The following is a 25,883-nucleotide window of genomic DNA, read 5'->3' as shown; positions in this document are numbered from 1 at the left end:
CCGGGGCTGGGATCAGCGGGCGTAGTACTCGACGACGAGCTGCTCGTCGCAGATCACCGGGATCTCCTTGCGGTTCGGCTCGCGGTCCAGACGGAACGCCAGGGCCTTGAGGTTCACCTGGAGGTAGCGCGGGGTCTCACCGTCGGGGGCGAAGCCGCCTTCACGGGCGATCGTGAAGAGGGTCTTCTCCTTGGAGCGGTCGCGGACCTGCACGACGTCGTCCGGGCGGACGCGGAAGGACGGCTTGTCGACCTTCTGGCCGTTGACCTGGATGTGGCCGTGGACGACCATCTGGCGGGCCTGGTAGATCGTGCGGGCGATGCCCGAGCGCAGGACCAGGGCGTCGAGGCGGCGCTCCAGCTCCACGATCAGGGCCTCACCGGTCTTGCCCTGGACCTTGGAGGCACGCTCGTAGGCGCGGACGAGCTGGCGCTCGGAGATGTCGTACTGGGCGCGCAGGCGCTGCTTCTCCAGCAGACGGACCTTGTAATCCGAGTTCTGCTTGCGGCCACGGCCGTGCTCACCCGGCGGGTAGGGGCGGGCCTCGAAGTACTTGACGGCCTTCGGCGTCAGCGCGATGCCGAGGGCACGCGACTTCTTGACCTTGGGGCGGGACTGGTTCGCCACGTCTTCTTCTCTTTCGTAGTGTCCGGCTTGCCAGGGTTAGGGAGGTCGCATCCGCAGCCGGGAAAACCCGTCGGGGTCCGCAGGGGATCCGCCGGGCAGCCGCTTCCCTGGTCTGGGCACATACGTGCAGCACGCGAGTGGCCCACCGACCGGTCCCGGTGGCCCGGGTGGTGGTGGGCTGCCCGCGACACCGTTCGACGGTGCGCGACGCTCCTGGAGCCGGTCCGCGAGGGACCGGGCTTCCGGCCATGTGTCCCGCTCTGACGGCACGGGACTCGGCGCTGCGCAGCAGTCTACAGGGCGCTCAGGAGCGCTTGCGACCGAGGTGCCTTCGGGTCCACTCCACGGCGTCGGCGTACCTGGCCTCGGCGCCGTGCCGGCCCGGCGCGTAGTACTCGCGGTCCTTCAGGGCGTCCGGGGCGTACTGCTGGGCCGCGATGCCCTCGGGCAGGTCGTGCGGGTACACGTACCCCTGGGCGTGGCCGAGCTTGGCCGCGCCCTGGTAGTGCCCGTCGCGCAGGTGCGCGGGCACCGGGCCGGCCAGGCCCTTGCGCACGTCCTCCAGGGCGGCGCCGATCGCGGTGGTGGCCGAGTTGGACTTGGGGGCGAGGGCCAGGGCGATGGTGGCGTGGCTGAGCGTTAGGGCGGCCTCGGGAAAGCCGATCATGGCGACGGCCTGGGCGGCGGCGACGGCGACGGGCAGCGCGTTCGGGTCGGCGAGGCCGATGTCCTCGCTCGCGGAGATCATCAGCCGGCGGGCGATGAAGCGGGGGTCCTCGCCGGCCTCGATCATGCGGGCCAGGTAGTGCAGGGCCGCGTCGACGTCGGAGCCGCGGATGGACTTGATGAGGGCGCTGGCGACGTCGTAGTGCTGGTCGCCGTCCCGGTCGTACTTCACCGCGGCCCGGTCGACGGTCTGCTCCAGGGTGCCGAGGGCGATCTCGCTCTCGCCCTGGTCCAGGGCGGCTCCGGCGGCCGCCTCCAGCGCGGTCAGGGCGCGGCGGGCGTCGCCGCCGGCGATCCGCAGCAGGTGGTCCTCGGTGTCCTCGGGGAGGGTCACGGTGTTCCTCAGGCCGCGCTCGTCGGCGAGGGCGCGCTTCAGCAGGCCCCGGAGGTCGTCGTCGGTGAGGGGTTCGAGGGTGAGCAGGAGGGAGCGGGAGAGCAGCGGGGAGATCACCGAGAAGTACGGGTTCTCCGTGGTGGCCGCGATCAGGGTGACCCAGCGGTTCTCCACGGCCGGCAGCAGGGAGTCCTGCTGGGCCTTGGAGAAGCGGTGGATCTCGTCCAGGAAGAGGACGGTCTCCTTGCCGAAGCCGCCGGTGGCGCGGCGGGCTCCGTCGATGACCGCGCGGACCTCCTTGACGCCCGCGGTGATCGCGGACAGTTCCACGAACCGCTTGTTCGTCGCCTTCGACACGACGTACGCCAGGGTGGTCTTGCCGGTGCCGGGCGGGCCCCACAGGATCACCGAGGAGGGCCCGGCGGGGCCGCCGGAGCCCTCGCCGACCAGGCGGCGCAGGGGCGAGCCGGGCTTCAGCAGGTGCTGCTGGCCCACGACCTCGTCGAGTGTGCGCGGGCGCATGCGCACGGCCAGGGGACTTCCTGCCGGGTCCTTCTCCTGGCGTTCTTCTGCTGCGGCGGTGAAGAGGTCGGGTTCCACCCTGAAACCCTAGAACACCGCGCCGACAATCCCTTCCGGGCGTCAGCTGGTCCAGAAGTCCCACCAGCGGGTCAGCACCAGCATGCCGATGACGCCGACGTGCAGGACGGGCACGACCCAGGTGAACTCGCCGAAGAAGCCCTTGAGCAAGCGCGGGGCCGGCAGGAGGTCGTTGCGGATGTTGAACGAGGTGACGTACCAGAACATGGTGATCGTCGCGACCCAGGCCAGCGAGCACCACAGGCACAGCGCGTTGATCCGGTACAGGGACTGGAACTGGAGCCAGGTGCAGAAGGCGACGCCGAAGAGGCAGCCGAAGTTGAAGGTCAGCCAGTACCAGCGCGGGAACCGGGCGCGGGCCAGCAGGCTCATGCCGACGCAGATCACGATGCCGTAGCAGACCAGGCCGAGCATCGGGTTCGGGAAGCCGAAGGCGGCGGCCTGCTTGCTCTGCATGACGCTGCCGCAGGAGACCACCGGGTTGAGGCTGCACCCGGGGGTGAACGTCGTGCCCGCGACCTTGGCCTCGAGGATCTTGAACTTGTCGATCGTGATGACCCAGGCGGCCAGCAGTCCGGCCGCTCCGGTGATCACCAGCAGGATGGCGAGGGCACGGCTGCCGCCCACCGCGCGCGGGGCGTCGGCGGCGCGCTCCGGACCGGGTTCCGCGGAGACGTCGTTCACTGTCGTCTTGCTCATCACGCCGATTCCGTCACTTGAGTCCTGGACCACTTCGGGCAGAGGTCATTGTGCCGCACGGACCCGTCCGTCCACCGTTCGGAGGACATAAAGGGAAGGGCGCCGACGGGCCCCGATCGCCGGGTTCCGGCTGCGGACCGCGTTCCGGACAGCACGCACGGGCGAACGTACGACGGGTGCGCGGGGGCCGCGCGGGCGGCCGCCCCGGGCGGCGCCGGGGCGGGGCGGCCGGGCCCGGCCGGGCGTCCGGCCTGCTCGGGGACCACGGGGGCCGGGGCCCCCGGCGCGGGCCTCAGGTGACGGGAGGGAGCAGGCCGCCGTCCCAGGGCGCGTGTCCGGCGCGGGCACGCGCGCGTGGAGATCCCGCGCGCGGATCACCCGGCGGGGCGAACGGGCGTCCGCCGCGTTGACGGCCCGCGAGCCGGTGCGGGTCGGGCCGGTCCCGGCACCGGGAGGGGCGCCGGGGACTCCGGCGCCCGTACGGTGCGTCAGCCGAGCCTGGACTCGAGTTCCGCCACGATCTCGTTGACGCCGATCGCGGTCTGCTCGCCGGACTCCATGTCCTTGAGCTGGACGACGCCCTCGGCGAGGTCGCGCTCGCCGGCGATGAGCGCGTACCGGGCCCCGCTGCGGTTGGCGTTCTTCATGGCGCCCTTCAGGCCCTTGGCGCCGTAGGAGTAGTCCGCCGCGATCCCGACCTTGCGCAGCTCGGTGACCTTGCCGAACAGCACGCGCCGGGCCTCCTCGCTCAGCGGGACCGCGAAGACGCTGGTCGCCGAGGGCAGGTCCAGCTCGACGCCCTCCGCCTCCAGCGCCAGCACCGTGCGGTCGACGCCGAGGGCCCAGCCGACGGACGGCAGCGCGGGGCCGCCGATCATCTCGGACAGGCCGTCGTACCGGCCGCCGCCGCCCACCGCGGACTGCGAGCCGAGGCCGTCGTGCACGAACTCGAAAGTGGTGCGGGTGTAGTAGTCCAGGCCGCGCACCAGCTTCGGGTCGTCCTCGTAGACCACGCCCGCCGCGGTGATCAGTTCGCGCACCTCCTCGTGGTACGCCTTGCACGCGTCGCACAGGTAGTCGCGCAGGAGCGGCACGCCGGTGAGCTGCTTCTGCACCGACTCGCGCTTGTCGTCCAGGACGCGCAGCGGGTTGATGTCGATGCGCCCGCGGGTGTCCTCGTCGAGGTCCAGGTCGCGCAGGAAGTCCTGGAGCGCGGCCCGGTACACCGGGCGGCACTCCTTGTCGCCCAGGCTGTTGAGCAGGATGCGGAAGTTCCGCAGGCCCAGCGCGCGGTACGCCTGGTCGGCCAGGATGATCAGCTCGGCGTCCAGCGCCGGGTCCTCCGCGCCGATCGCCTCGGCGCCGACCTGGGAGAAGTGCCGGTAACGGCCCTTCTGGGGGCGCTCGTAGCGGTACTGCGAGCCCGAGTACCAGACCTTCACCGGGAGGTTGCCGGCCTTGTGGAGGTTGGCCTCCAGCACCGCCCGCAGGACGGGTGCCGTGGTCTCCGGGCGCAGGGCGAGCCGGTCGCCGCCCTTGGTCTCGAAGACGTACATCTCCTTGGTCACGATGTCCGTGGACTCGCCGACACCGCGCGCGAACAGCTCGACGTTCTCGAAACCGGGCGTCTCGATGTAGCCGTAGCCCGAGTTGCGCAGCGGCGCGGCGATCGCCTCGCGGACGGCGAGGAACTTGGCGCTGTCCGGCGGCAGGAGGTCGTACGTGCCCTTGGGGGCCTTGAAAGTGCTCACGGAAATTCTCGTCACATTCCTCGTCGGGGAGCCTCGGCGGCTCCCTGGCCGGCCGCCACCTGCCGCAGGTAGGGATTGGTGGCGCGCTCCTGGCCGATGGTCGTCTGGGGGCCGTGGCCGGACAGCACCACGGTGGAGTCGTCGAGCGGCAGGCACACACGGGCCAGCGACCGCAACATGTCCTCCATGGATCCGCCCGGCAGGTCGGTGCGTCCGATGGAGCCGGCGAACAGCAGGTCCCCCGAGAAGAACACCGACGGGACGTCGGCGGTCTCGGGCATCCGGAAGGTCACCGACCCCTTGGTATGGCCCGGCGCGTGCGCGACGGAGAACTCCAGTCCGGCCAGCTCCAGACCCGCGCCGTGCGTCAGCTCCCTGACGTCGTCCGGCTCCCCCACGGTCAGCTCGCCCATCAGCGGCATGCCGATGGAGCGGCCGAGCGCCTTCTCGGGATCGCTCAGCATGTACCGGTCGTCGGGGTGGATCCACGCCGGTACACCGTGCGCCCCGCAGACGGGGACGACCGAGGCCACGTGGTCGATGTGGCCGTGGGTCAGGACGACGGCGACGGGCTTGAGACGATGTTTCCGCAGCGCTTCCTCGACGCCTTGGGCGGCCTGGTGGCCGGGGTCGATGATCACGCACTCCTCACCGGCGGCGGGGGCGACGAGATAACAGTTCGTCCCCCAGGCCCCGGCGGGGAACCCGGCAATGAGCACGATCGTCCTTCGTTGTGTCGACTACGTGGCGGACTGCTGACGGCCGCAAGCTGCTCTCAGAGCCTACCGGCGCTGCCGTTTCCTCAGCGATCCCATATACGGTACGGGGCTACACGCAGCGGTCGGCTCACGAGGGCGTACGCGTCCCGGCCGACTCACGACACGCATAGGAGACAACCCGGTGGTCAGCCAGGAGCAGCGGCGGCGTCAGCTCGCCCGGGAGAAGTTCTTGCGGCAGCAGCAGCGGCGTACCGAGTCGCGGCGCAAGTCCCGTCTGCGCAACTCCGTGATCGCGTCGGTGCTCGGCGTCGTCGTGATCGGCAGTGTCGCCCTGTACACGACCGGTGTGCTCAAGGACGACGACAAGAAGACGAACGCGAACGCGGAGACGACGCCGAGCGCCGCGCCGACGAGCAAGCCCGAGGACCCGTGCGCGAAGCCGGCGGCCGGCTCGGTGAAGAAGCTGAGCTGGAAGAAGGAGCCGGCGATGTCGATCGACACGTCGGCGAAGTACACGCTGAAGCTCGCGACGACGTGCGGGGACATCGGCATCGCGCTGAAGACGGCCGCGGCGCCGCACACGGTCAACTCCTTCGACTTCCTCGCGCGCGAGGGCTACTTCGACCACACCAAGTGCCACCGCCTGACCACCCAGGGCATCTACGTCCTGCAGTGCGGTGACCCCCAGGGCACCGGCACGGGCGGCCCCGGCTACACGCTCCCGGACGAGAACCTCAAGGACGCGAGCCTGAAGAACAACACCTACCCGGCGGGCACGGTGGCGATGGCCAACACGGGCCAGAAGCACACCGGCGGCAGCCAGTTCTTCCTCGTCTTCAAGGACAGCCAGCTCCCGCCCAGCTACACCCCGTTCGGGACCATCGACGCGGCCGGCCTGAAGGTGCTGGACAAGATCGCCGCGGCCGGTGAGAGCACCGGTGCCGGCGACGGTGCGCCGAACGCGACGGTCGTGATCGACAAGGCCACCGTCACCAAGTCCTGAAGTCCCCGAAGACCCCGCCCCGCCGGGCCGCTATCCGCACGTGGACGTCAACACCGCGGGTAGCGGAATTTCGGTGGCGCTGGATGCGGACAGGTCACCCGCTGGTCGCCTATGTTGGCCGTGACGAAACTGTGGACGATGCCCGGGGGCGCTGAGGCTCCCCGCAGGCATCATGTGGAGGAGGCGCTGTGAGCAGCGACCCGTGGGGCCGCGTCGACGAGACGGGGACCGTGTACGTGCGTACGGCCGACGGCGAGCAGGTCGTCGGTTCCTGGCAGGCCGGCTCCCCCGAGGAGGCGCTTGCCTACTTCGAGCGCAAGTACGAGGGCCTGGTTGTCGAGATCGGCCTCCTCGAGAAGCGCGTGCGGACGACCGATCTGTCGGCCAAGGACGCCCAGACCGCCATCGGCCACCTGCGCGAGCAGGTGGAGGCGCACCACGCGGTCGGCGACCTGGACGCGCTGCGGGGCCGGCTGGACAAGCTCGTGGCGACCGTGGAGGCCCGCCGCGAGGAGCGCAAGGCCCAGCGGGCCAAGCAGTCCGACGAGGCCCGCAAGGCCAAGGAGGACCTGGTCACCGAGGCCGAGCAGCTGGCGCAGTCGGACCAGTGGCGGGCCGCCGGTGAGCGGCTGCGGGCGCTGGTGGACACCTGGAAGGGGCTGCCGCGCCTGGACCGCAAGTCCGACGACGAGCTGTGGCACCGCTTCTCGCACGCCCGCTCGGCGTTCTCCAAGCGCCGCAAGGCGCACTTCGCGCAGCTGGACGCGCAGCGCGAGGACGCCCGCCGGATCAAGGAGCGGCTGGTCGCGGAGGCGGAGTCGCTGTCGGGCTCCACGGACTGGGGGCCGACGGCCGCCCGTTACCGCGAGCTGATGGCGGACTGGAAGGCCGCGGGGCGCGCCCAGCGCGAGCACGAGGACGAGCTGTGGAACCGCTTCCGCGGTGCCCAGGACGTGTTCTTCGCCGCCCGCAGCTCGGTGTTCGCCGAACGGGACGCCGAGCAGTCGGAGAACCTGAAGCTGAAGGAGGAGCTGGCCGAGGAGGCCGAGAAGCTCCTGCCGATCGGCGACCTGAAGTCCGCGCGGGCCGCGTTCCGCTCGATCAACGAGCGCTGGGAGGCCATCGGCCACGTGCCGCGGGACGCCCGGCCGAAGGTCGAGGGCCGGATGCAGACCGTCGAGCGGGCGCTCCAGGAGGCCGAGGAGGCCGAGTGGCGCCGGACGAACCCGGAGGCACGCGCGCGTGCCGCGGGTCTGACGGGCCAGCTCCAGGCCGCCGTGGACAAGCTGCGGGGCCAGATCGAGCAGGCGCGCGCCCAGGGCAACAACGCCAAGGCCGACAAGCTGGAGCGGGAGCTCGAGGGCCGCCAGGCGCTCCTGGACCAGGCTCTGAAGGGCCTCCAGGAGTTCGGCGGCTGAGATCCCCCGCCCGCGGATGCGAGAGGGCCCCGTACGCGTGTACGGGGCCCTCTCGCGCGCGCCCACGCGCCCGGCGGCTACGACCTGCTGCGGCCCGAGGTCACGCGGTACACGTCGTACACGCCCTCCACGCCCCGCACGGCCTTCAGGACGTGGCCGAGGTGCTTGGGGTCGCCCATCTCGAAGGTGAACCGGGAGGTGGCGACCCGGTCGCGGGAGGTCTGGACGGCCGCCGAGAGGATGTTGACGTGCTGGTCGGACAGGACGCGGGTGACGTCCGACAGCAGCCGGGAGCGGTCGAGGGCCTCCACCTGGATGGCGACGAGGAAGACCGAGGACTGGGTGGGCGCCCACTCCACGTCGAGGATGCGCTCGGGCTCGCGGGAGAGCGAGTCGACGTTGACGCAGTCGTGGCGGTGAACCGACACGCCACTGCCGCGCGTCACGAACCCGATGATCGGGTCGCCGGGCACCGGGGTGCAGCAGCGGGCCAGCTTGACCCACACGTCGTCGACGCCCTTGACGACGACGCCCGGGTCGGCGCTGGAGCGCCGCTTGCGGCCGCGGCTGCGGGACGGCGGGACCTCCTCGTCGATCTCCTCGGTGGCGGCCTCCTCGCCGCCGAGTGCCTGGACGAGCTTCTGCACGATGTTCTGCGCGGAGACGTGCCCCTCGCCGATCGCCGCGTACAGCGCGGAGATGTCCGAGTAGCGCATCTCGTGGGCGAGCGTGACGAGGGAGTCGCCGGTGAGGATCCGCTGGATCGGCAGGTTCTGCTTGCGCATCGCGCGGACGATCGCGTCCTTGCCCTGCTCGATCGCCTCGTCCCGGCGCTCCTTGGAGAACCAGGCCCGGATCTTGTTGCGCGCCCGCGGCGACTTGACGAAGCCGAGCCAGTCCCGGGACGGGCCGGCGCCGGCCGCCTTGGAGGTGAACACCTCCACCAGATCGCCGTTGTCGAGGGTGGATTCGAGCGGAACCAGCCGCCCGTTGACCCGGGCCCCTATGGTGCGGTGGCCGACCTCGGTGTGGACGGCGTACGCGAAGTCGACCGGGGTCGCGCCGGCCGGCAGCGCTATGACGTCGCCCTTGGGGGTGAAGACGAAGACCTCGTTGCGGGACAGGTCGAAGCGCAGGGACTCCAGGAACTCGCCGGGGTCCTCCGTCTCCTTCTGCCAGTCCAGCAACTGGCGCAGCCACGCCATGTCGTTGATGGCGTCCTTGTCCTTGCCGGACGCCTTCGGCACGTCGGTGCGCACCTTGGAGGCACCGGCGACGGCCTCCTGCTTGTACTTCCAGTGCGCGGCGATGCCGTACTCGGCGCGGCGGTGCATGTCGAAGGTGCGGATCTGCAGCTCGACCGGCTTGCCGTTGGGCCCGATGACCGTCGTGTGCAGCGACTGGTACATGTTGAACTTGGGCATCGCGATGTAGTCCTTGAACCGGCCGGGGACCGGGTTCCATCGCGCGTGCACCGTGCCGAGGGCGGCGTAGCAGTCGCGGACCGTGTCGACGAGGACGCGGATGCCCACCAGGTCGTAGATCTCGGCGAAGTCGCGGCCCCGCACGATCATCTTCTGGTAGACGCTGTAGTAGTGCTTCGGGCGGCCGGTGACGGTCGCCTTGATACGGGCGGCCCGCAGGTCCGTCTGCACCTCGTCGGTCACTATGGCCAGGTACTCGTCGCGCTTCGGCGCCCGCTCGGCCACCAGCCGTACGATCTCGTCGTACATCTTGGGGTAGAGGATCGCGAACGCGAGGTCCTCAAGCTCCCACTTGATGGTGTTCATGCCGAGGCGGTGGGCGAGCGGGGCGTAGATCTCCAGCGTCTCGCGCGCCTTCTTCTCCTGCTTCTCGCGCTTGAGGTAGCGCATGGTGCGCATGTTGTGCAGGCGGTCGGCGAGCTTGATGACCAGGACGCGGGGGTCCTTGGCCATGGCGACGACCATCTTGCGCACGGTCTCGGCCTGCGCGGCCTCGCCGAACTTGACCTTGTCCAGCTTGGTCACGCCGTCGACGAGGAGGGCGACGGTGTCACCGAAGTCGCGGCGGAGCTGGTCGAGGCCGTACTCGGTGTCCTCGACGGTGTCGTGCAGCAGCCCCGCCATCAGGGTGGCCGGGTCCATGCCCAGCTCGGCGAGGATGGTGGTGACGGCGAGCGGATGCGTGATGTACGGGTCGCCGCTCTTGCGCTTCTGGCCGCGGTGCCAGCGCTCGGCGACCTGGTAGGCGCGCTCGATCTGGCGCAGCGTGGAGTTCTCGATCTTGGGGTCGTTGCTGCGCACTATCCGCAGCAGCGGCTCCAGGACCGGGTTGTACGGGTTCGCGCGCTGGACCCCGAGGCGGGCGAGGCGGGCCCGGACGCGGTTGGATGAACCCGCGCGGGCGGGCTGCGCGGGCTGGCGCACCACCGGGGGCTGCGCCGGGCGCTCGGCGGGGGCGGGCTTGGGCCGCGTGGACTCGGCGCTCTTCTCGACGGGCGCGGACTGGGCGCGCTCGACCGCCCCACGGGAGTCGTTCTTCACGTGGGAAGCGCTCGGCGCGGGCTTCGCCGCTGCGGCCGAGGCGGGCTCGGGCTTGGCGGCGGTCAGTGGCTGGGCCTCGTCTGGCAAGAGGGCTCCTCGTGCGCGATCCGGGTCCCCCGGTCAGGCTCCGGGCACCCCATGGTAGCGATCCTGCGCCCGGTCATCGCCTGCGGGCGGCTGTGGGGACCGTGTACCCAGAACACGGAGGGCGGGTCCGGGATTCCCGGGCCCGCCTTCCGATCACGTGGTCGTCGGCCGCCAGGACACGGAGAACGGGCACGTGGGGAGCTTCCCCAGGTGCCCGTTCTCCGTGTCCCGCCGTCGGTCAGACGGTGATCAGCGCCTCCAGGGGCGCGCCGCCGAGCACCGGCTCCAGCTTGCGCCGTCCTGCCAGGAACCCGAGCTCCATCAGGACCGCGACCCCGGCCACCTCCGCGCCGGCCCTGCGGATGAGCTGCACGGACGCCTCCGCGGTGCCCCCGGTGGCGAGGACGTCGTCGACGACCAGCACCCGGTCGCCGGAGGTCAGGTCCTCGGCGTGCACCTCGATCTCCGCCGATCCGTACTCCAGCTCGTACGCCTGGCCGAGCGTCGCGCCCGGCAGCTTGCCGGCCTTCCGCACCGGGATGAAGCCGATCCCGGCGCGCACGGCGACCGGCGCGCCCAGGATGAAGCCCCGGGCCTCCAGGCCGACGACCTTGGTGGCCCCGGCGCTCACCGCGATGCCCGCCAGGGCGTCCGTCAGGGCGGTGAAGGCCACCGGGTCGGCCAGCAGCGGGGTGATGTCCTTGAACGTCACGCCCGGCTCCGGGTAGTCGGCGACGTCGCGGATGCGGCTGAGCAGCAGCTCCTGGATGTCGGTCATCGGCGCTTCCCCGAGGTCCGGCCGCGGCCCCGGCCGCGGGACGCGCTCTGGTCGCGCGGGCCCACCACGGCGGGGGCCGCGTCGTCGTCGCCGTCGTCGGCGGTGCGGGCCTGCGCCGGGTCCTCGCTGGCGGTGGCCTGGGCGCGCTTGGCCATGACCCGCTTGGTGAGGGCCTTCATCGCCGGCTCCTGCTCCTTGAGGTCGGCGACGAGCGGCGTGGCGATGAAGATCGACGAGTAGGCACCGGCCGCGAGGCCGACGAACAGCGACAGCGAGATGTCGTTGAGGGTGCCCGCGCCGAGGAAGCCGCCACCGATGAAGAGGAGACCGGCGACCGGCAGCAGCGCGACGACCGTGGTGTTGATGGAGCGGACCAGGGTGCCGTTGATCGACCGGTTGGCGATGTCGCTGTAGGTGAAGCGGGTCTGCTTGGTGATGTCCTTCGTCGACTCCTTGAGGCTGTCGAAGACGACGACCGTGTCGTAGAGCGAGTAACCGAGGATGGTCAGCAGACCGATGACGGTGCCCGGGGTGACCTCGAAGCCGACCAGCGCGTAGATACCGGTCGTGATCGTGATGTCGTGGATCAGCGCGATCAGGGCCGCGATGGCCATGCGCCACTCGAAGGCGATCGCCAGGTAGATCACGACGAGGACCATGAAGATCGCCAGGCCCTCCCAGGCCTTGTTGGCGATCTGCTCGCCCCAGCTCGGGCCGACCAGGTCGGCGGCGAGCTTCTCGGGGTCGAGGTTCAGGTCCTTGGCCAGCTCCTGCTTGATCCGGTCGGACTGGCCGGTGTCGATGCCGGCGATCTGGATGCGCAGGCTGCCGTTGCCCAGCTTCTGCACGATCGCCTCGTGGCCGGAGGCCTCGGTGGCGTAGTCCTCCGCCTGGGCCACCGACGTGCTCATCTTCGTCGGCGTCGTGAAGACCGCGCCGCCCTGGAACTCGATGCCCATGTTCAGGCCGCGCACCGCCAGGCCGACGATGGCCGTGATGGTGATCAGGATCGAGATGCCGTACCAGATCTTGCGCTTGCCGATGAAGTCGTAGGAGATCTCGCCGCGGTGCAGTCGGGCGCCGAGGTTGCCGAGTTTCGTCATCGCTCACGCCTCCTTCGGGTCGACGGGGCCGGCGGCGGGACCGGCGGGACGGCGGGTGCGGCGCAGCGGCGGCTTGGCGCCCAGGCCCTTCGGGTCGAGCCCGGACCACTTGTGGCCGTCGGCGAAGAACCTGCGGCGGCCCAGCAGCGTCATCAGCGGCTTGGTGAAGAAGAAGACGACGACCACGTCGAGCAGGGTGGTCAGACCCAGCGTGAACGCGAAGCCCTGCACCTTGCCCACGGTGACGATGAAGAGCACCGCGGCGGCGAGGAACGACACGAAGTCGGAGACCAGGATGGTGCGCCGGGCACGCGGCCAGGCCCGCTCGACGGCGGGACGCAGCGAGCGGCCCTCGCGGATCTCGTCCCGGATGCGTTCGAAGTACACGATGAACGAGTCCGCGGTGATGCCGATGGCGACGATGGCACCGCAGACGGCCGGCAGGTTCAGCGCGAAGCCGATGGCCGGGCCGAGCAGCGTCATGATCAGGTAGGTGAGCATGGCGGAGATCAGCAGCGAGGCCATGGCGACGAGCGACAGGCCGCGGTAGTAGACCACCAGGTAGATCACGACCAGCACGAGGCCGATCGCGCCCGCGACCAGACCGGCGTGCAGCTGCTCGCCGCCGAGCGCGGCGGTGACGGTGGTGACGGACTGCTCCTGGAAGGACAGCGGCAGGGCGCCGTACGACAGCATGTTGGCGAGGTTCTGCGCCTCCTCCTGCTTGAAGCTGCCGGAGATCTCGGCCTGGCCGCCGGTGATCGACTGCCTCACGTACGGGCTGGAGACGACCTCGCCGTCCAGGACGATGCCGAACTCGTTCTGCGGCTGCGCCTTCTGGGCCAGCTCACCGGTGATGTCGGCGAACTTGTTCGCGCCGGTCTTGGTGAAGGTCATCTGGACCTGCCAGCCGGAGGCGCCCTGGGTGTCGTAGACCGCCTGGGCCTTCTTCACCTCGGTGCCGTCCACGGCGGCCGGGCCCAGCAGGTACTTGTACCAGTTGCCGTCGACCTGGCCGCAGGCCACGGTCGGGTCACCGGGCTTGACCTTCTTGCCGGCGTTGGCGCGGACCGCGGGCTTGGTGCAGTCCAGCGCGGCGTACTGCGCCTGGAGCTTGGCGTCGGCGCCCGAGCCGCCGCCGGCGGAGGCCGAGGGGCTGGCGGACGGCTTGCCGCTGCCGGAGGCGGAGGTGCTCGGCGAGGGGCTGGAGCCGGCCTTCAGCGCGTCCGTGACCGGGCGGCCCTGGGAGGTGGCCGAGGCCGAGGGGGACGAGGAGCCGGGCGAGGACGCCTTCTCCTTGGCGGAGGCGCTGGACGACGGGCTCGCGCCGGGCTTCGGCGACGAGCCGCCGCTGGGCGACGCGCTCGGCGAGGGGCTGCCGGCGGGGATGCTGGCCTCCTGGGCCAGGACCGGCCGGAAGTACAGCTTGGCGGTGGTGCCGACCTGTTCCTGGGCCTCCTTGGAGTTGGTGCCCTTGGGGATGTTGACGATGATGTTGTCGTTACCCTGGGTCTGCACCTCCGCCTCGGAGACACCAAGGCCGTTGACGCGGCGGTTCATGATGTCGACCGCGGTGTCCATGTTGGCCTTGTTGATCGCTGACCCCTGGTCGGCCTTCGCCTTGAGCGTGATGCTCGTACCACCGGCGAGGTCGATGCCGAGACGCGGAGTCTTGTGCCCGGAGAGGAACATGCCTCCGGTGAGCGCCACGATGGCGATCAGGATGAGGGCCAGCGAGCGCCCTGGCTTGCTCTGGGCGCTCGCGCTTCGGCCCCTCTTAGGTGCAGCCACCTTCTCGTACTCCCTCTCGGGCCGCCCCGCGCGGACGGCGCGGTCGGCCATGGCATGGTGTCGGGTTCCCGTGCGGGAAACAGACGCGCCCGGGATGCGCGGGCGCCGTCATGCCGCCGTCGCACGTCCCGGGGCGTGGCTACTTCGTGTCGGAGTCGCCGTCGGTCCTCTTGGCCTCGTCCTCCGCCTTGGCCTCGGCGGCGTCGGCCTTGTCCTCGGCGGCCCGGATCGCGTCCTCGCCGTGCTCGGCGGTGTCCTTCTTGCCGAGGTCGATCCTGTCGTCGGAGGCGGTGCCCGCGGGCCCGTCGGTCCCGGTGAGGGAGGCGGCGTCGTCCGGGACCAGGCCGGCGTCGGACTTCAGGTCGTGCTCGATGCCGTGGACGATCCGGTTGTACTCGTCGTCGGTGAGGACGGCGCCGATGGAGTTCTTGGCGAAGAGGAGGTCGACGCCCGGCCCGGCGTCGAGGAGGACCGTGTCCTCGTTGACCTCCTTGACCGTCGCGTACATGCCCCCGATCGTGCGGACGCCGGAACCGGGCTGCATCTCGTTCCGCATCTGGGCGGCCTGCTGCTGCTTCTTCTTGGCCGAACGCGTCATCAGGAACATGGCCGCGATGAGAACGATGAACGGGAGGAGGGTATAGGCATTCACGGGACGGAGTATTCCTTCGCGCGACCGCGCGGGTGAGCGGCCTGTCGGTATGGGGGTGCGGGTCTGCGCCGCCCGGAAGGGCGGCATCGGCGGAGTCTAAGCGAGTCCGCTTGTATGGAACAACGCTCAGCATGGCACCTGCGTTCCTGCCGGGCCACCGCCCTCGCCGCGCGGCGGCCGTCACGCCCCGAACAGGTCCTGTTGTCCGTTTCCGCCCGACGCGGCGCCCGGCGGGGTCAGGCCGAGGTGCGCCCAGGCCGCGGGGGTGGCGACCCGGCCGCGCGGGGTGCGGGCGAGCAGACCCTCCCTGACCAGGAACGGCTCGGCGACCTCCTCCACCGTCTCGCGCTCCTCCCCCACCGCGACGGCGAGGGTGGACAGTCCGACCGGTCCGCCGCCGAACAGCTTCAGCAGCGCCTTCAGGACCGCGCGGTCGAGCCGGTCGAGGCCGCGCTCGTCGACCTCGTAGACGGCGAGGGCGGCGGCGGCGATCTCCCGGGTGACCACGCCGTCCGCCTTGACCTGCGCGTAGTCGCGGACGCGGCGCAGCAGGCGGTTGGCGATGCGGGGCGTGCCGCGGGAGCGGCCGGCGATCTCGGCGGCGCCGTCCGGCGCTATCTCGACGTCGAGCAGGGCCGCCGAGCGGTGCACGACGCGCTGCAGCTCGCGCGGCTCGTAGAACTCCATGTGCGCGGTGAAGCCGAAACGGTCGCGCAGCGGCGGCGGCAGGAGGCCCGCGCGGGTGGTGGCGCCGACGAGGGTGAAGGGCGGCAGTTCCAGCGGGATCGCGGTGGCGCCGGGGCCCTTGCCGACGATGACGTCGACGCGGAAGTCCTCCATCGCCATGTACAGCATTTCCTCGGCGGGCCGGGACATCCGGTGGATCTCGTCGAGGAAGAGCACCTCGCCCTCCTGGAGGGAGGAGAGGATCGCGGCGAGGTCGCCGGCGTGCTGGATGGCGGGGCCCGAGGTGATGCGGATGGGGGCGCCCATCTCGGCCGCGATGATCATCGACAGGGTGGTCTTGCCGAGGCCGGGGGCGCCGGAGAGCAGCACGTGGTCGGCGGTGGCGCCCCGGGCGCGCGCGGCGCGCAGGACCAGGTCGAGCTGTTCGCGGACCTTCTCCTGGCCGATGAACTCGCCGAGGTCCTTGGGGCGCAGGGCGGCCTCGACGGCCTGGTCCTCCCGGTCCGCGACGGAGCCCACGAGCCGCTCCCCCGCGGGGTCGGCGGCCCACTCCTCGGCCGCGGCGCCGGTCGTGTCGTCCCAGTTCATGATGGTGCCTCGTCGGTGTCGGGGGTCAGCGGGCGCGGTTCAGGGTCTGCAGGGCCGCCTTCAGCAGCTGCCCCACCTGCGGGGTGCCGCCGGCGGCCTCGGCCTGGGGGGCCACGGCGGTGACGGCCTCGTCGGCCTCGCGGGTGGCGTAGCCGAGGCCGATCAGGGCCGCGTGCAGCTGGTCGCGCCAGCCCTGGCTGACGGGTGCGCCGACGGCGGGGGCGCCGAGGGGCTCGCCGAGCCGGTCCTTCAGCTCCAGCAGCAGCTTCTGCGCGCCCTTCTTGCCGATCCCGGGGACGGCGGTGAGGGCCTTCTCGTCGGCGGTGGCGACCGCGCGGCGCAGCGCGTCCGGGGTGTGCACGGCGAGCATGGCCTGGGCGAGGCGGGGGCCGACGCCGCTCGCGGTCTGCAGCAGCTCGAACACCTGGCGCTCGTCGTCGTCGGCGAAGCCGTACAGGGTGAGCGAGTCCTCGCGCACGACGAGGGAGGTGTGCAGCTTGGCGGGCCGGCCGGTGCGCAGCGTCGAGAGCGTGTTCGGCGTGCACTGGACGGCCATGCCGACGCCGCCGACCTCGACGACCGCGGCGTCGGGGGCGAGTGCGGCGACCGTGCCGCTGACGAAGGCGATCATGCCGTACGGCCTTTCGTTGCGTGGACTGCGTGCCGGGCGACGGCCTGCTGGAGTCGGTTCTGGGCGGGGGCGCGCCAGATGTGGCAGATGGCGAGCGCGAGGGCGTCGGCGGCGTCGGCGGGCCTGGGCGGCGCGGCGAGCCGCAGCAGCCGGGTCACCATGGCGCCCACCTGGGCCTTGTCGGCGCGTCCGCTGCCGGTGACGGCCGCCTTGACCTCGCTCGGGGTGTGCAGGGCGACGGGGATGCCGCGCCGGGCGGCGCACAGCATCGCCACGGCGCTGGCCTGGGCGGTGCCCATCACCGTGCGCACGTTGTGCTGGCTGAAGACGCGCTCGACGGCGACGAACTCGGGCCGGTGCTCGTCCAGCCACTGCTCGATGCCCCGCTCGACGGCGAGGAGGCGGAGGCTGAGTTCCGCGTCGGCGGGCGTCCGCACGACACCGACGCCGACCATGGTGAGCGGACGGCCCGCGACCCCCTCCACGACGCCGACACCGCACCGGGTCAGTCCGGGGTCCACCCCGAGTACACGCACGCGCGCCCCTCCCTCCGGCGGCTCGTCCACCGGTTCGTGCAGGCTATCGGCTGCCACTGACAACGCCGTACAACGCGACGGGCCGACGGGGGTGTCCCGTCGGCCCGGTCGGCAGCCGTCCGCGTTACGCGTCGACCTTCTCCATGACCTCGTCGCTGACGTCGAAGTTGGCGAAGACGTTCTGCACGTCGTCGCTGTCCTCGAGCGCGTCGATGAGCTTGAAGATCTTCTTGGCGCCCTCCTCGTCCAGCTCGACCTGCATGGTCGGGACGAAGTTGGCCTCGGCGGAGTCGTAGTCGATGCCGGCCTCCTGGAGGGCGGTGCGGACCGCGACCAGGTCGGTGGCCTCGCTGAGCACCTCGAAGGACTCGCCGAGGTCGTTGACCTCCTCGGCGCCCGCGTCCAGGACGGCGCCGAGCACGTCGTCCTCGGCCAGCTCGCCCTTGGGGACGATGACGACGCCCTTGCGGTGGAACAGGTACGACACCGAGCCGGGGTCGGCCATGGAGCCGCCGTTGCGGGTCATGGCGACACGGACGTCGGAGGCGGCGCGGTTGCGGTTGTCGGTGAGGCACTCGATGAGCACGGCGACGCCGTTGGGGCCGTAGCCCTCGTACATGATCGTCTCGTAGTCGGCACCACCGGCTTCGAGGCCGCCGCCGCGCTTGATGGCCGAGTCGATGTTCTTGTTCGGAACCGACTGCTTCTTGGCCTTCTGGACGGCGTCGTAGAGCGTCGGGTTGCCTTCGAGATCGACACCACCCATACGCGCAGCGACCTCGATGTTCTTGATCAGCTTCGCGAAGAGTTTGCCGCGCTTGGCGTCGATCACGGCCTTCTTGTGCTTCGTCGTGGCCCATTTAGAGTGGCCGGACATCTGCCTGTCTCCTTCGCGTAACCCATCTATGAACGAACGCAGAGATCCTACTAGGACTCGCGTGTCCCGTTGGTGCGCACCATGTCGACGAACAGGGAGTGCACGCGGTGGTCGCCGGTCAGTTCCGGGTGGAACGACGTGGCGAGCGCGTTGCCCTGGCGGACGGCGACGATGTGGCCGTCGTGCTCGGCGAGCACGTCGGTCCCGGCGCCCACGGACTCCACCCAGGGGGCGCGGATGAAGACGCCCTCCACAGGATCGCCCGGTACGCCCGTCACGTCGACCGCGGCCTCGAAGGACTCGTTCTGCCGGCCGAAGGCGTTGCGGCGCACGATCATGTCGATGCCGCCGATGGTCTCCTGGCCCGAGCGCGGGTCGAGGATCTTGTCGGCGAGCATGATCATGCCGGCGCAGGTGCCGTAGACGGGCATGCCGGCGCGCACGCGCGCGCGGAGGGGTTCCATCACTCCGAAGAGGACGGCCAGCTTGGAGATGGTGGTGGACTCGCCGCCGGGCAGGACGAGGCCGTCGACCGCGGCGAGTTCCTCGGGGCGCCGCACCGGCCTGGCCACGGCGTCCGCCGCGGCCAGGGCGATGAGGTGCTCCCGTACGTCGCCCTGGAGGGCCAGGACGCCTATGACGGGTGCGTCAGTCATGTTTTTCGTGCAGTCCTAGGTGAGGGGTGCCGGACGTGCCGGTTCACCAGCCGCGGTTCGCGTAGCGCTCGGTCTCCGGGAGGGTGTCGCAGTTGATGCCGACCATGGCCTCGCCGAGGTTGCGGGACGCGTCCGCGATGATCTTCGGGTCGTCGTAGAAGGTGGTGGCCTTCACGATGGCGGCGGCGCGCTTGGCCGGGTCGCCGGACTTGAAGATGCCGGAGCCGACGAACACGCCCTCGGCGCCGAGCTGGCGCATCAGGGCGGCGTCGGCCGGGGTGGCCACGCCACCGGCGGAGAAGAGGACCACCGGGAGCTTGCCCAGCTCGGCGACCTCCTTGACCAGCTCGTACGGGGCGCGCAGCTCCTTGGCGGCGGCGTACAGCTCGTGGTTGTCGAAGCCGCGCAGCCTGGCGATCTCGTTCTTGATCTGGCGCAGGTGGCGGACGGCCTCGACGACGTTGCCGGTGCCGGCCTCGCCCTTGGAGCGGATCATCGCGGCGCCCTCGGCGATGCGGCGCAGGGCCTCGCCCAGGTTGGTCGCACCGCAGACGAAGGGGGTGGTGAAGGACCACTTGTCGGAGTGGTTGACCTCGTCGGCCGGGGTGAGCACCTCGGACTCGTCGATGTAGTCGACGCCGAGGGACTGGAGCACCTGGGCCTCGACGAAGTGGCCGATGCGGGACTTGGCCATGACCGGGATGGAGACGGCCTCGATGATGCCCTCGATCATGTCCGGGTCGGACATGCGGGCCACCCCGCCGTCCTTGCGGATGTCCGCCGGGACCCGCTCCAGGGCCATGACGGCGACGGCGCCCGCGTCCTCGGCGATCTTCGCCTGCTCCGGCGTGACGACGTCCATGATCACGCCGCCCTTGAGCTGTTCGGCCATGCCGCGCTTCACGCGCGCGGTGCCGGTCTCGGGAGCCTGGTTGTCGATGGTGGACACGGGTGACCTCACTGAAAGGGAAGAGGGTTTGGTGCACCGCCGAGGAAACGCGAGTCGACCAGTCCACAGCAAGGGCCAATGGAAAGCCGGTGGATCGTTTTGCTTCGCCCGCCGTTCAGGCGGCCCTCTCCACCAGGGCCGCCGGCGGCTCGTCGTCCATCTCGAAGGCCAGCGGGAAGGGGGCGTGGCCGGCCAGCCGGAACCAGCGGACCTTGCGGTGCTCACGGAGCCTGCGGGCGGCTCCCACGGCGTCGTTGTGGAAGCGGCGGGCCATCGGCACCCGGCGGACGGCCTCGGCCAGTTCGCGGGCCGCCCCCTCGCCGCCGGGGGCCTCGCGCACGACCTCCACCTGCGCGGCGTCCTCGAACACCACCCGCAGCGCCTGGCTCAGCTCGCTCTCGGCGACCTCCCGGTGCTCCTCCTCGGCCTGCCGGGCCGCGTGCGCGGCCTCGTACAGCACTATCGAGGCGGCCGGGTCCAGCACCCCCGAGGTCGCCAGTTCCTGCGCCACGGAGGCCCGCCGCAGCAACTGGGCGTCGAGCGCGGCCCGGGCGGCGTCCATCCGCACGTGCAGCCGGTCCAGCCGCCCGGCCGTCCAGCTCAGGTACACGCCGACGGCCAGGAGCGCGACGAGGATCCAGATGAGGGTTGCGGTCACCGCCGAAGGCTATCGGCTGCCGGCCCACGCCCCCGGCGCCGGTCACGGGCCGTCCCGGGGCGGCCGGCCCACCGTGCGGAGACGGGTGGGGCGGGGCGGGCCCGACCGTCCCCGGGCCCCGGCTGCCGCGGGCCTGCCCCGCAATCACCCGTACGGGAACGCCCCCGCCTGACCGGAACCGGCCCGCCGCCCGGCGCTCCGGCCGGGACGGCGACCCGTCAGTCCCGGGCCGCCAGGCCGAAGCGGGCCCGAAGACCGGTCGCGCGTTCGTCCGCGCCGACCGCCGCCGCGCCGGCCGTCACCGTCTCGTAGACGGACAGGATGTCGGCGCCGACCGTCGACCAGTCGAACCGCCGTACGTGCGCGCTGCCGCGCTCGCGCAGCTCGGCCCGGCGCTCCGGGTGCGCCAGCAGCCGCACGGCCGCCCCGGCCAGCGCGTCGGCGTCCTCGTTGGCGAACACCTCTCCGGCCCCGCCCTGGTCCAGCACCTGCACGAAGGCGTCCAGGTCGGAGGCGAGCACGGGGGCGCCCGCCGACATCGCCTCGACCAGGATGATGCCGAAGCTCTCCCCGCCCGTGTTGGGCGCGACGTACAGGTCGACGCTGCGCAGGAGGCGGGCCTTGTCCTCGTCGCTGATCATGCCGAGGAACTCCACGCGCGCGCGCAGGGCCGCCGGGAGTTCCGCCACGGCCGCCTCCTCGTCCCCGCGGCCCGCCACCAGCAGCCGGGTGTCCGGCCGGGCGGCCAGGATCGCCGGCAGGGCCTTCATCAGCACCGGCAGGCCCTTGCGGGGCTCGTCGATCCGGCCGATGAAGCCGATGGTGCCGCCCTGCCACTGCGGCTTGGGCTCGGCCCTGGCGAAGAAGTCCACGTCGACGCCGTTGGGGATGACCACCGCGTCCCCGCCGAGGTGCTCGACCAGCGTCCGGCGGGCGTACTCGCTGACCGCGATCCGCGCGCTGATCTTCTCCAGCGCGGCCTGGAGGATGGCGTACGCGGCGATCATGGCCCGGGAGCGCGGGTTGGACGTGTGGAAGGTCGCCACGATGGGCCCCTGCGCCGCCCAGCAGGTCAGCAGGCCCAGCGAGGGCGAGGTCGGCTCGTGGATGTGGACGACGTCGAACCCGCCCTCGTGCAGCCAGCGCCGCACCCGCGCGGCCGACAGGAAGCCGAAGTTGAGGCGGGCCACCGAGCCGTTGTACGGCACCGGGACCGCGCGGCCCGCCGAGACGACGTACGGCGGCAGGGGCGTGTCGTCGTCGGCCGGGGCGAGGACGGACACCTCGTGGCCGAGCCGGATGAAGTACTCGGCGAGGTCGCGGATGTGGAACTGGACGCCGCCGGGCACGTCCCAGGAGTACGGGCAGACGATCCCGATCCTCACGAGGGTCCCTTCGCGGGGTCGAGGTCGGCGAGCCACAGGCGCTGGAGCATGTGCCAGTCCTCGGGGTGGTCGGCGATCCCGGTGGCGAAGGCGTCGGCCAGCGCCTGCGTCATGACGGACGTCCTCTCCGCGCGCGTGCCCGTCTCCGGCACCTCGACCGGGGGGTGCACGCGGCCCTGCATCACGGGCGAGTCGTCGTACCAGAGGGTGACGGGCAGCAGCAGCGCGCCCGTGTGCTGCGCCAGCAGGGCCGGTCCGGCCGGCATCCGGGCCGTCTCGCCGAAGAAGCCGACCTCGACGCCGGACGCGGACAGGTCGCGGTCGGCGACCAGGCAGACCAGACCGCCGTCGCGCAGCCTGCGTGCCAGGGTGCCGAAGGCGGAGCCGCCGCTGTGCGGCAGGACCTCCATGCCGAGGCCCTCGCGGTAGGCGACGAAGCGGTCGTAGAGCGTCTCGGGCCTCAGTCGCTCGGCGACGGTCGTGAACGGCGTCCGCAGCTCGGTGGTGACCCAGGCGCCGGCCAGGTCCCAGTTGGCCAGGTGCGGCAGGGCGAGGATCACGCCCCGGCCGGCGGCCAGCCCGTCCGTCAGGTGGTGCACGTCCTTGGGGGCGAAGCCCGCCCGCACGCGTTCGGCGCTCCAGGCCGGCAGCCGGAAGGACTCCATCCAGTAGCGCAGGTACGAGCGCATGCCCGCGCGGGACAGTTCGGCGAGGCGCTCCGGGCCGGCGCCGGGCACCACGCGCGCGTAGTTGGCCTCCAGGCGCAGGACGCCCTTGCCGCGCCGCTTCCAGGCGAGGTCGGCGACGGCCTGGCCGAGCCGCACGGCGGCGGGCTCGGGCAGCTTCCTGACGGTGCTCCAGCCGAGGCCGTACAGGCTGTCGGTCAGCCGGTCCGCCGCGCTCACTGCGCCGCCTCGCTCCCCCGGCCCGCGCCGGCCGCCGCCGCGGCCTCCGCCTCGGCGGACTCGCGGCGGACGGTGACCACCCGCTGGATCAGCGTGACGAGGCTGCCCGCGGCGACGATCCACAGCGCGATCGGCAGCAGCCACTGGATGCCCGGCACACCGAACTTGTGCAGCCCCGCGAAACCCGCCGCGACCAGCGAGACCACCAGCCGCTCGGCACGCTCGACGAGCCCGTTGACGGCGACCGGCAGCCCGATCGACTCGCCGCGCGCCTTGGTGTACGACACGACCTGGCCGCTGGCCAGGCAGAAGATCGAGACGGCGCACAGGACGTCGTCGTCGCCCCGGCCCGCGTACCACAGCGCGAAGCCGCCGAAGATCGCGGCGTCGGCGACCCGGTCCAGGGTCGAGTCCAGGAAGGCGCCCCAGCGGCTGGAGCGGCCGAGCTGGCGGGCCATGTTGCCGTCGACCAGGTCGGAGAAGACGAAGAGGGTGATCACCACCGTGCCCCAGAAGAACTCGCCCCTGGGATAGAAGACCAGAGCGCCCGCGACCACACCGGCCGTGCCGATCAGCGTGACCGTGTCGGGGCTCACGCCCCGGCGGATCAGAAACGTGGCGAACGGTGTGAGGACACGCGTGAAGAATGCACGCGCGTACTTGTTCAGCATGGCCTTCCCGACGGTCGGTGTCGCCGCGGCCCTGGTGGCCGCCGGCTGGCCCATCGTAGCCACGCGCGCGTGTGCGTGACGGGCGGGCACCCGCGGCCGCGCCGGGTCACCGGTGCGCACCGCCGCGCGCGGGGCGCGGGCGGCATCCGGTGCGCACCGCCCGCGGCCCCTCGTATGGACGCGGCGTGGCGGGAGTGGAAAGCTCGAATGACCGCGGGCGTCGTCGGAGCCGCCGCAGCACGCGGGTCCCGCGCGTCCCGCGCCCGCAGTGACCTCACCGTGCACGGGAGGCAGGATCATGGGCGACAAGGCACAGACACACCACCCCGGAGCCGCCGGCAGGGCTCTGGCGGCCGACCGTCCCGCGTCCGTACGGAACGTGGTGCTGGTCGGCCACTCCGGCTCGGGGAAGACGACCCTGGTGGAGGCCCTCGCGCTGACCGCCGGGGCGGTGAACCGGGCGGGCCGCGTCGAGGACGGCGGCACCGTCTCGGACTACGACGACATCGAGCACCGGCAGCAGCGATCGGTGCAGCTCTCCCTGGTGCCGGTGGCCTGGGACGGCATCAAGGTCAACCTCCTGGACACCCCCGGCTACGCCGACTTCGTCGGGGAGCTGCGGGCCGGGCTGCGGGCCGCGGACGCGGCCCTCTTCGTCGTCTCGGCCGCGGACGGCGTCGACGGCTCCACCCGGATGGTGTGGGAGGAGTGCGCGGCCGTCGGCATGCCCCGCGCGATCGTGGTCACACACCTGGAGGCCGCGCGCGCGGACTTCGAGGAGATGACCCGGATCTGCGCGGAGGCCTTCGGCGGGGACGACCCGGACGCCGTCCTGCCGCTGTACCTGCCGCTGCGCGGCCCCGAGGGAGCGGACGGGCACGCCCCCGTGACCGGGCTGGTCGGACTGCTGTCGCGGAAGCTGTTCGACTACTCGACCGGTGAGCGCAAGGAGTCCGAGCCCGGCGCGGACCAGCTGCCGGACATCGAGGAGGCCCGCAACCGGCTGATCGAGGGGATCATCGCGGAGAGCGAGGACGAGACCCTCATGGACCGCTACCTGGGCGGCGAACCGGTCGGCGTCGGGACCCTCGTCGAGGACCTGGAGCGGGCCGTGGCGCGCGGGGCGTTCTTCCCCGTGCTGGCCGCCGCCCCCGCCGCCGAGGGCGCGCGGCAGGGCCTCGGCACGGTCGAGCTGCTGGAGCTGGTCACCGGCGGCTTCCCGACCCCGTTCGAGCATCCGTTGCCGGGGGTCACCACGATCGACGGCGAGCGGCGCGAGCTGAAGCCCTGCGACACGGACGGCCCGCTGGTCGCCGAGGTCGTCAAGACCTCCTCCGACCCCTACGTCGGCCGGATCTCGCTGGTCCGCGTCTTCTCCGGCACCCTGCGGCCGGAGCACCCGGTGCACGTCTCCGGGCACGGCCTGGCCGACCGCGGGCACGAGGACCACGACGTCGACGAGAAGGCCGGCGCCCTGTCCATGCCCTTCGGCAAGCAGCAGCGCCCGGTGCCCCACGCCGTCGCCGGCGACCTGGTGTGCGTGGCCAGGCTGGGCCGCGCCGAGACCGGCGACACCCTGTCCGCGAAGGACGACCCGCTCCTGATGGAGCCCTGGCGGATGCCCGACCCGCTGCTGCCGCTGGCCATCCGCGCGCACAGCAAGGCCGACGAGGACAAGCTGTCCCAGGGCCTGTCCCGGCTGGTCGCCGAGGACCCGACGATGCGCCTGGAGCAGAACCAGGACACCCACCAGGTGGTGCTGTGGTGCCTCGGCGAGGCGCACGCCGACGTCGCCCTGGAGCGGCTGCGCAGCCGGTACGGCGTCCAGGTCGACGTCGTACCGCACCGGGTCCCGCTGCGGGAGACGTTCGCGCACAGCGCCACGGGACGCGGCCGGCACGTCAAGCAGTCCGGCGGTCACGGCCAGTACGCCATCTGCGAGATCGAGGTGGAGCCGCTGCCGGGCGGCTCGGGCATCGAGTTCGTGGACAAGGTGGTCGGCGGCGCGGTGCCCCGCCAGTTCGTCCCGTCCGTCGAGAAGGGCGTACGGGCGCAGGCCGCCAAGGGCGTCGCGGCCGGCTATCCGCTGGTGGACGTGCGGGTCACGCTGCTGGACGGCAAGGCCCACTCGGTGGACTCGTCGGACGCGGCCTTCCAAACGGCGGGCGCGCTCGCCCTGCGCGAGGCCGCGGCGGACGCGCGGATCCACCTGCTGGAGCCGGTCGCCGAGGTGACCGTGCTGGTCGGCGACGACTACGTGGGCGCGGTGATGAGCGACCTGTCGAGCCGGCGCGGCCGGCTGCTCGGCACCGAGCAGGTGGGCACCGGGCGGACACTGATCCGGGCCGAGGTGCCCGAGTTCGAGATCGGCCGGTACGCCGTCGACCTGCGCTCGCTCTCGCACGGCACGGCCCGCTTCGACCGGAGCTACGCCCGGCACGAGGCGATGCCGGCGCAGATCGCCGAACGCATCCGCGAACAGGCCGGGGACGAGGGGTAGTACACCGGCGCACAACGGCGTGCGGGC

General features: G+C 71.9%; 23 protein-coding genes. 3 read left to right on the top strand and 20 right to left on the bottom strand.

The window, feature by feature from the left end:
* Positions 1-12: 12 nt before the first annotated feature.
* The 5 genes from rpsD to ACZ4K2_RS12800 form a co-directional block, all read right to left on the bottom strand.
* A complete protein-coding gene (rpsD, locus tag ACZ4K2_RS12820; RefSeq protein ID WP_030343860.1) occupies positions 13-627 on the bottom strand; it encodes a 30S ribosomal protein S4 in 615 nt (204 codons plus the stop codon).
* 304 nt (positions 628-931) lie between these two features.
* Positions 932-2,287: a replication-associated recombination protein A gene (locus ACZ4K2_RS12815; protein WP_467473288.1), complete on the bottom strand. Its 1,356-nt coding sequence runs from the start codon at positions 2,285-2,287 to the stop codon at positions 932-934.
* Positions 2,288-2,329: 42 nt separating this feature from the next.
* The gene (locus ACZ4K2_RS12810; RefSeq protein ID WP_467473286.1) at positions 2,330-2,986 is read right to left on the bottom strand and encodes a vitamin K epoxide reductase family protein; all 657 of its coding nucleotides are present in this window, start codon (positions 2,984-2,986) and stop codon (positions 2,330-2,332) included.
* 488 nt (positions 2,987-3,474) lie between these two features.
* Positions 3,475-4,737 carry a histidine--tRNA ligase gene (gene hisS / locus ACZ4K2_RS12805; protein ID WP_467473285.1) on the bottom strand — a complete coding sequence of 421 codons (1,263 nt, stop codon included), beginning with the start codon at positions 4,735-4,737 and terminating at the stop codon, positions 3,475-3,477.
* A gap of 11 nt (positions 4,738-4,748) precedes the next feature.
* A complete protein-coding gene (locus ACZ4K2_RS12800; RefSeq protein ID WP_467473284.1) occupies positions 4,749-5,456 on the bottom strand; it encodes an MBL fold metallo-hydrolase in 708 nt (235 codons plus the stop codon).
* Between the two features lie 181 nt (positions 5,457-5,637).
* Between ACZ4K2_RS12800 and ACZ4K2_RS12795 the strand changes: the two genes are divergently transcribed.
* Together ACZ4K2_RS12795 and ACZ4K2_RS12790 are read left to right on the top strand one after the other, a co-directional pair.
* The gene (locus ACZ4K2_RS12795; RefSeq protein ID WP_467473281.1) at positions 5,638-6,459 is read left to right on the top strand and encodes a peptidylprolyl isomerase; all 822 of its coding nucleotides are present in this window, start codon (positions 5,638-5,640) and stop codon (positions 6,457-6,459) included.
* 188 nt (positions 6,460-6,647) lie between these two features.
* Complete coding sequence (locus tag ACZ4K2_RS12790; RefSeq protein ID WP_467473280.1) at positions 6,648-7,877, top strand: DUF349 domain-containing protein; 1,230 nt, start codon at positions 6,648-6,650, stop codon at positions 7,875-7,877.
* Between the two features lie 77 nt (positions 7,878-7,954).
* On the opposite strand, the gene ACZ4K2_RS12785 is transcribed toward ACZ4K2_RS12790, so the two are convergent.
* From ACZ4K2_RS12785 to pgsA, 15 genes are all read right to left on the bottom strand, one after another.
* Complete coding sequence (locus ACZ4K2_RS12785; RefSeq protein ID WP_467473277.1) at positions 7,955-10,489, bottom strand: RelA/SpoT family protein; 2,535 nt, start codon at positions 10,487-10,489, stop codon at positions 7,955-7,957.
* Positions 10,490-10,727: 238 nt separating this feature from the next.
* The gene (locus ACZ4K2_RS12780; protein ID WP_467473275.1) at positions 10,728-11,267 is read right to left on the bottom strand and encodes an adenine phosphoribosyltransferase; all 540 of its coding nucleotides are present in this window, start codon (positions 11,265-11,267) and stop codon (positions 10,728-10,730) included.
* Positions 11,264-12,370: a protein translocase subunit SecF gene (gene secF, locus ACZ4K2_RS12775; RefSeq protein WP_467473273.1), complete on the bottom strand. Its 1,107-nt coding sequence runs from the start codon at positions 12,368-12,370 to the stop codon at positions 11,264-11,266. Before secF ends, ACZ4K2_RS12780 begins: the two co-directional genes overlap by 4 nt.
* A gap of 3 nt (positions 12,371-12,373) precedes the next feature.
* Positions 12,374-14,161 carry a protein translocase subunit SecD gene (gene secD, locus ACZ4K2_RS12770; RefSeq protein WP_467473272.1) on the bottom strand — a complete coding sequence of 596 codons (1,788 nt, stop codon included), beginning with the start codon at positions 14,159-14,161 and terminating at the stop codon, positions 12,374-12,376.
* A gap of 139 nt (positions 14,162-14,300) precedes the next feature.
* Positions 14,301-14,813 carry a preprotein translocase subunit YajC gene (gene yajC / locus ACZ4K2_RS12765; RefSeq protein ID WP_467473271.1) on the bottom strand — a complete coding sequence of 171 codons (513 nt, stop codon included), beginning with the start codon at positions 14,811-14,813 and terminating at the stop codon, positions 14,301-14,303.
* Between the two features lie 180 nt (positions 14,814-14,993).
* Positions 14,994-16,088, bottom strand: a complete 1,095-nt coding sequence (gene ruvB, locus ACZ4K2_RS12760) for a Holliday junction branch migration DNA helicase RuvB (protein WP_467473269.1) — start codon at positions 16,086-16,088, stop codon at positions 14,994-14,996.
* 25 nt (positions 16,089-16,113) lie between these two features.
* Positions 16,114-16,719 carry a Holliday junction branch migration protein RuvA gene (gene ruvA / locus ACZ4K2_RS12755; RefSeq protein WP_467473267.1) on the bottom strand — a complete coding sequence of 202 codons (606 nt, stop codon included), beginning with the start codon at positions 16,717-16,719 and terminating at the stop codon, positions 16,114-16,116.
* Positions 16,716-17,255: a crossover junction endodeoxyribonuclease RuvC gene (gene ruvC / locus ACZ4K2_RS12750; RefSeq protein ID WP_467473266.1), complete on the bottom strand. Its 540-nt coding sequence runs from the start codon at positions 17,253-17,255 to the stop codon at positions 16,716-16,718. Before ruvC ends, ruvA begins: the two co-directional genes overlap by 4 nt.
* 124 nt (positions 17,256-17,379) lie before the next feature.
* Positions 17,380-18,132 carry a YebC/PmpR family DNA-binding transcriptional regulator gene (locus ACZ4K2_RS12745; protein ID WP_467473264.1) on the bottom strand — a complete coding sequence of 251 codons (753 nt, stop codon included), beginning with the start codon at positions 18,130-18,132 and terminating at the stop codon, positions 17,380-17,382.
* A gap of 50 nt (positions 18,133-18,182) precedes the next feature.
* Positions 18,183-18,788: a pyridoxal 5'-phosphate synthase glutaminase subunit PdxT gene (gene pdxT, locus ACZ4K2_RS12740; RefSeq protein ID WP_467473262.1), complete on the bottom strand. Its 606-nt coding sequence runs from the start codon at positions 18,786-18,788 to the stop codon at positions 18,183-18,185.
* A gap of 43 nt (positions 18,789-18,831) precedes the next feature.
* Positions 18,832-19,737: a pyridoxal 5'-phosphate synthase lyase subunit PdxS gene (gene pdxS / locus ACZ4K2_RS12735; protein ID WP_467473261.1), complete on the bottom strand. Its 906-nt coding sequence runs from the start codon at positions 19,735-19,737 to the stop codon at positions 18,832-18,834.
* A gap of 115 nt (positions 19,738-19,852) precedes the next feature.
* Positions 19,853-20,395 carry a LemA family protein gene (locus tag ACZ4K2_RS12730; protein ID WP_467473259.1) on the bottom strand — a complete coding sequence of 181 codons (543 nt, stop codon included), beginning with the start codon at positions 20,393-20,395 and terminating at the stop codon, positions 19,853-19,855.
* Between the two features lie 218 nt (positions 20,396-20,613).
* Complete coding sequence (locus ACZ4K2_RS12725; RefSeq protein WP_467473257.1) at positions 20,614-21,780, bottom strand: glycosyltransferase family 4 protein; 1,167 nt, start codon at positions 21,778-21,780, stop codon at positions 20,614-20,616.
* Positions 21,777-22,685: a phosphatidylinositol mannoside acyltransferase gene (locus tag ACZ4K2_RS12720; RefSeq protein WP_467473255.1), complete on the bottom strand. Its 909-nt coding sequence runs from the start codon at positions 22,683-22,685 to the stop codon at positions 21,777-21,779. Before ACZ4K2_RS12720 ends, ACZ4K2_RS12725 begins: the two co-directional genes overlap by 4 nt.
* Positions 22,682-23,410, bottom strand: coding sequence for a phosphatidylinositol phosphate synthase (pgsA, locus tag ACZ4K2_RS12715; protein WP_467473485.1), 729 nt, complete (start codon positions 23,408-23,410; stop codon positions 22,682-22,684). Before pgsA ends, ACZ4K2_RS12720 begins: the two co-directional genes overlap by 4 nt.
* 244 nt (positions 23,411-23,654) lie before the next feature.
* On the opposite strand from pgsA, the gene ACZ4K2_RS12710 reads away from it, so the two are divergent.
* Positions 23,655-25,856, top strand: coding sequence for an elongation factor G-like protein EF-G2 (locus tag ACZ4K2_RS12710; protein ID WP_467473254.1), 2,202 nt, complete (start codon positions 23,655-23,657; stop codon positions 25,854-25,856).
* Positions 25,857-25,883 lie beyond the last annotated feature (27 nt).

The organism is Streptomyces sp. NPDC025833 (assembly GCF_055558055.1).
The sequence above is the reverse complement of the archived record's forward strand: the minus strand, read 5'-3'. Positions and strand labels throughout refer to the sequence as shown.

Excerpts from the sequence above, each read along its gene's own strand:
- pgsA (WP_467473485.1), bottom strand. The coding sequence starts at position 23,410 with ATGGGCCAGCCGGCGGCCACCAGGGCCGCGGCGACACCGACCGTCGGG.
- ACZ4K2_RS12745 (WP_467473264.1), bottom strand. The coding sequence starts at position 18,132 with ATGTCCGGCCACTCTAAATGGGCCACGACGAAGCACAAGAAGGCCGTG.
- ruvA (WP_467473267.1), bottom strand. The coding sequence starts at position 16,719 with ATGATCGCCTTCGTCAGCGGCACGGTCGCCGCACTCGCCCCCGACGCC.
- ACZ4K2_RS12710 (WP_467473254.1), top strand. The coding sequence starts at position 23,655 with ATGGGCGACAAGGCACAGACACACCACCCCGGAGCCGCCGGCAGGGCT.
- ruvB (WP_467473269.1), bottom strand. The coding sequence starts at position 16,088 with ATGAACTGGGACGACACGACCGGCGCCGCGGCCGAGGAGTGGGCCGCC.
- ACZ4K2_RS12810 (WP_467473286.1), bottom strand. The coding sequence starts at position 2,986 with ATGAGCAAGACGACAGTGAACGACGTCTCCGCGGAACCCGGTCCGGAG.
- secF (WP_467473273.1), bottom strand. The coding sequence starts at position 12,370 with ATGACGAAACTCGGCAACCTCGGCGCCCGACTGCACCGCGGCGAGATC.
- ACZ4K2_RS12780 (WP_467473275.1), bottom strand. The coding sequence starts at position 11,267 with ATGACCGACATCCAGGAGCTGCTGCTCAGCCGCATCCGCGACGTCGCC.
- pdxT (WP_467473262.1), bottom strand. The coding sequence starts at position 18,788 with ATGACTGACGCACCCGTCATAGGCGTCCTGGCCCTCCAGGGCGACGTA.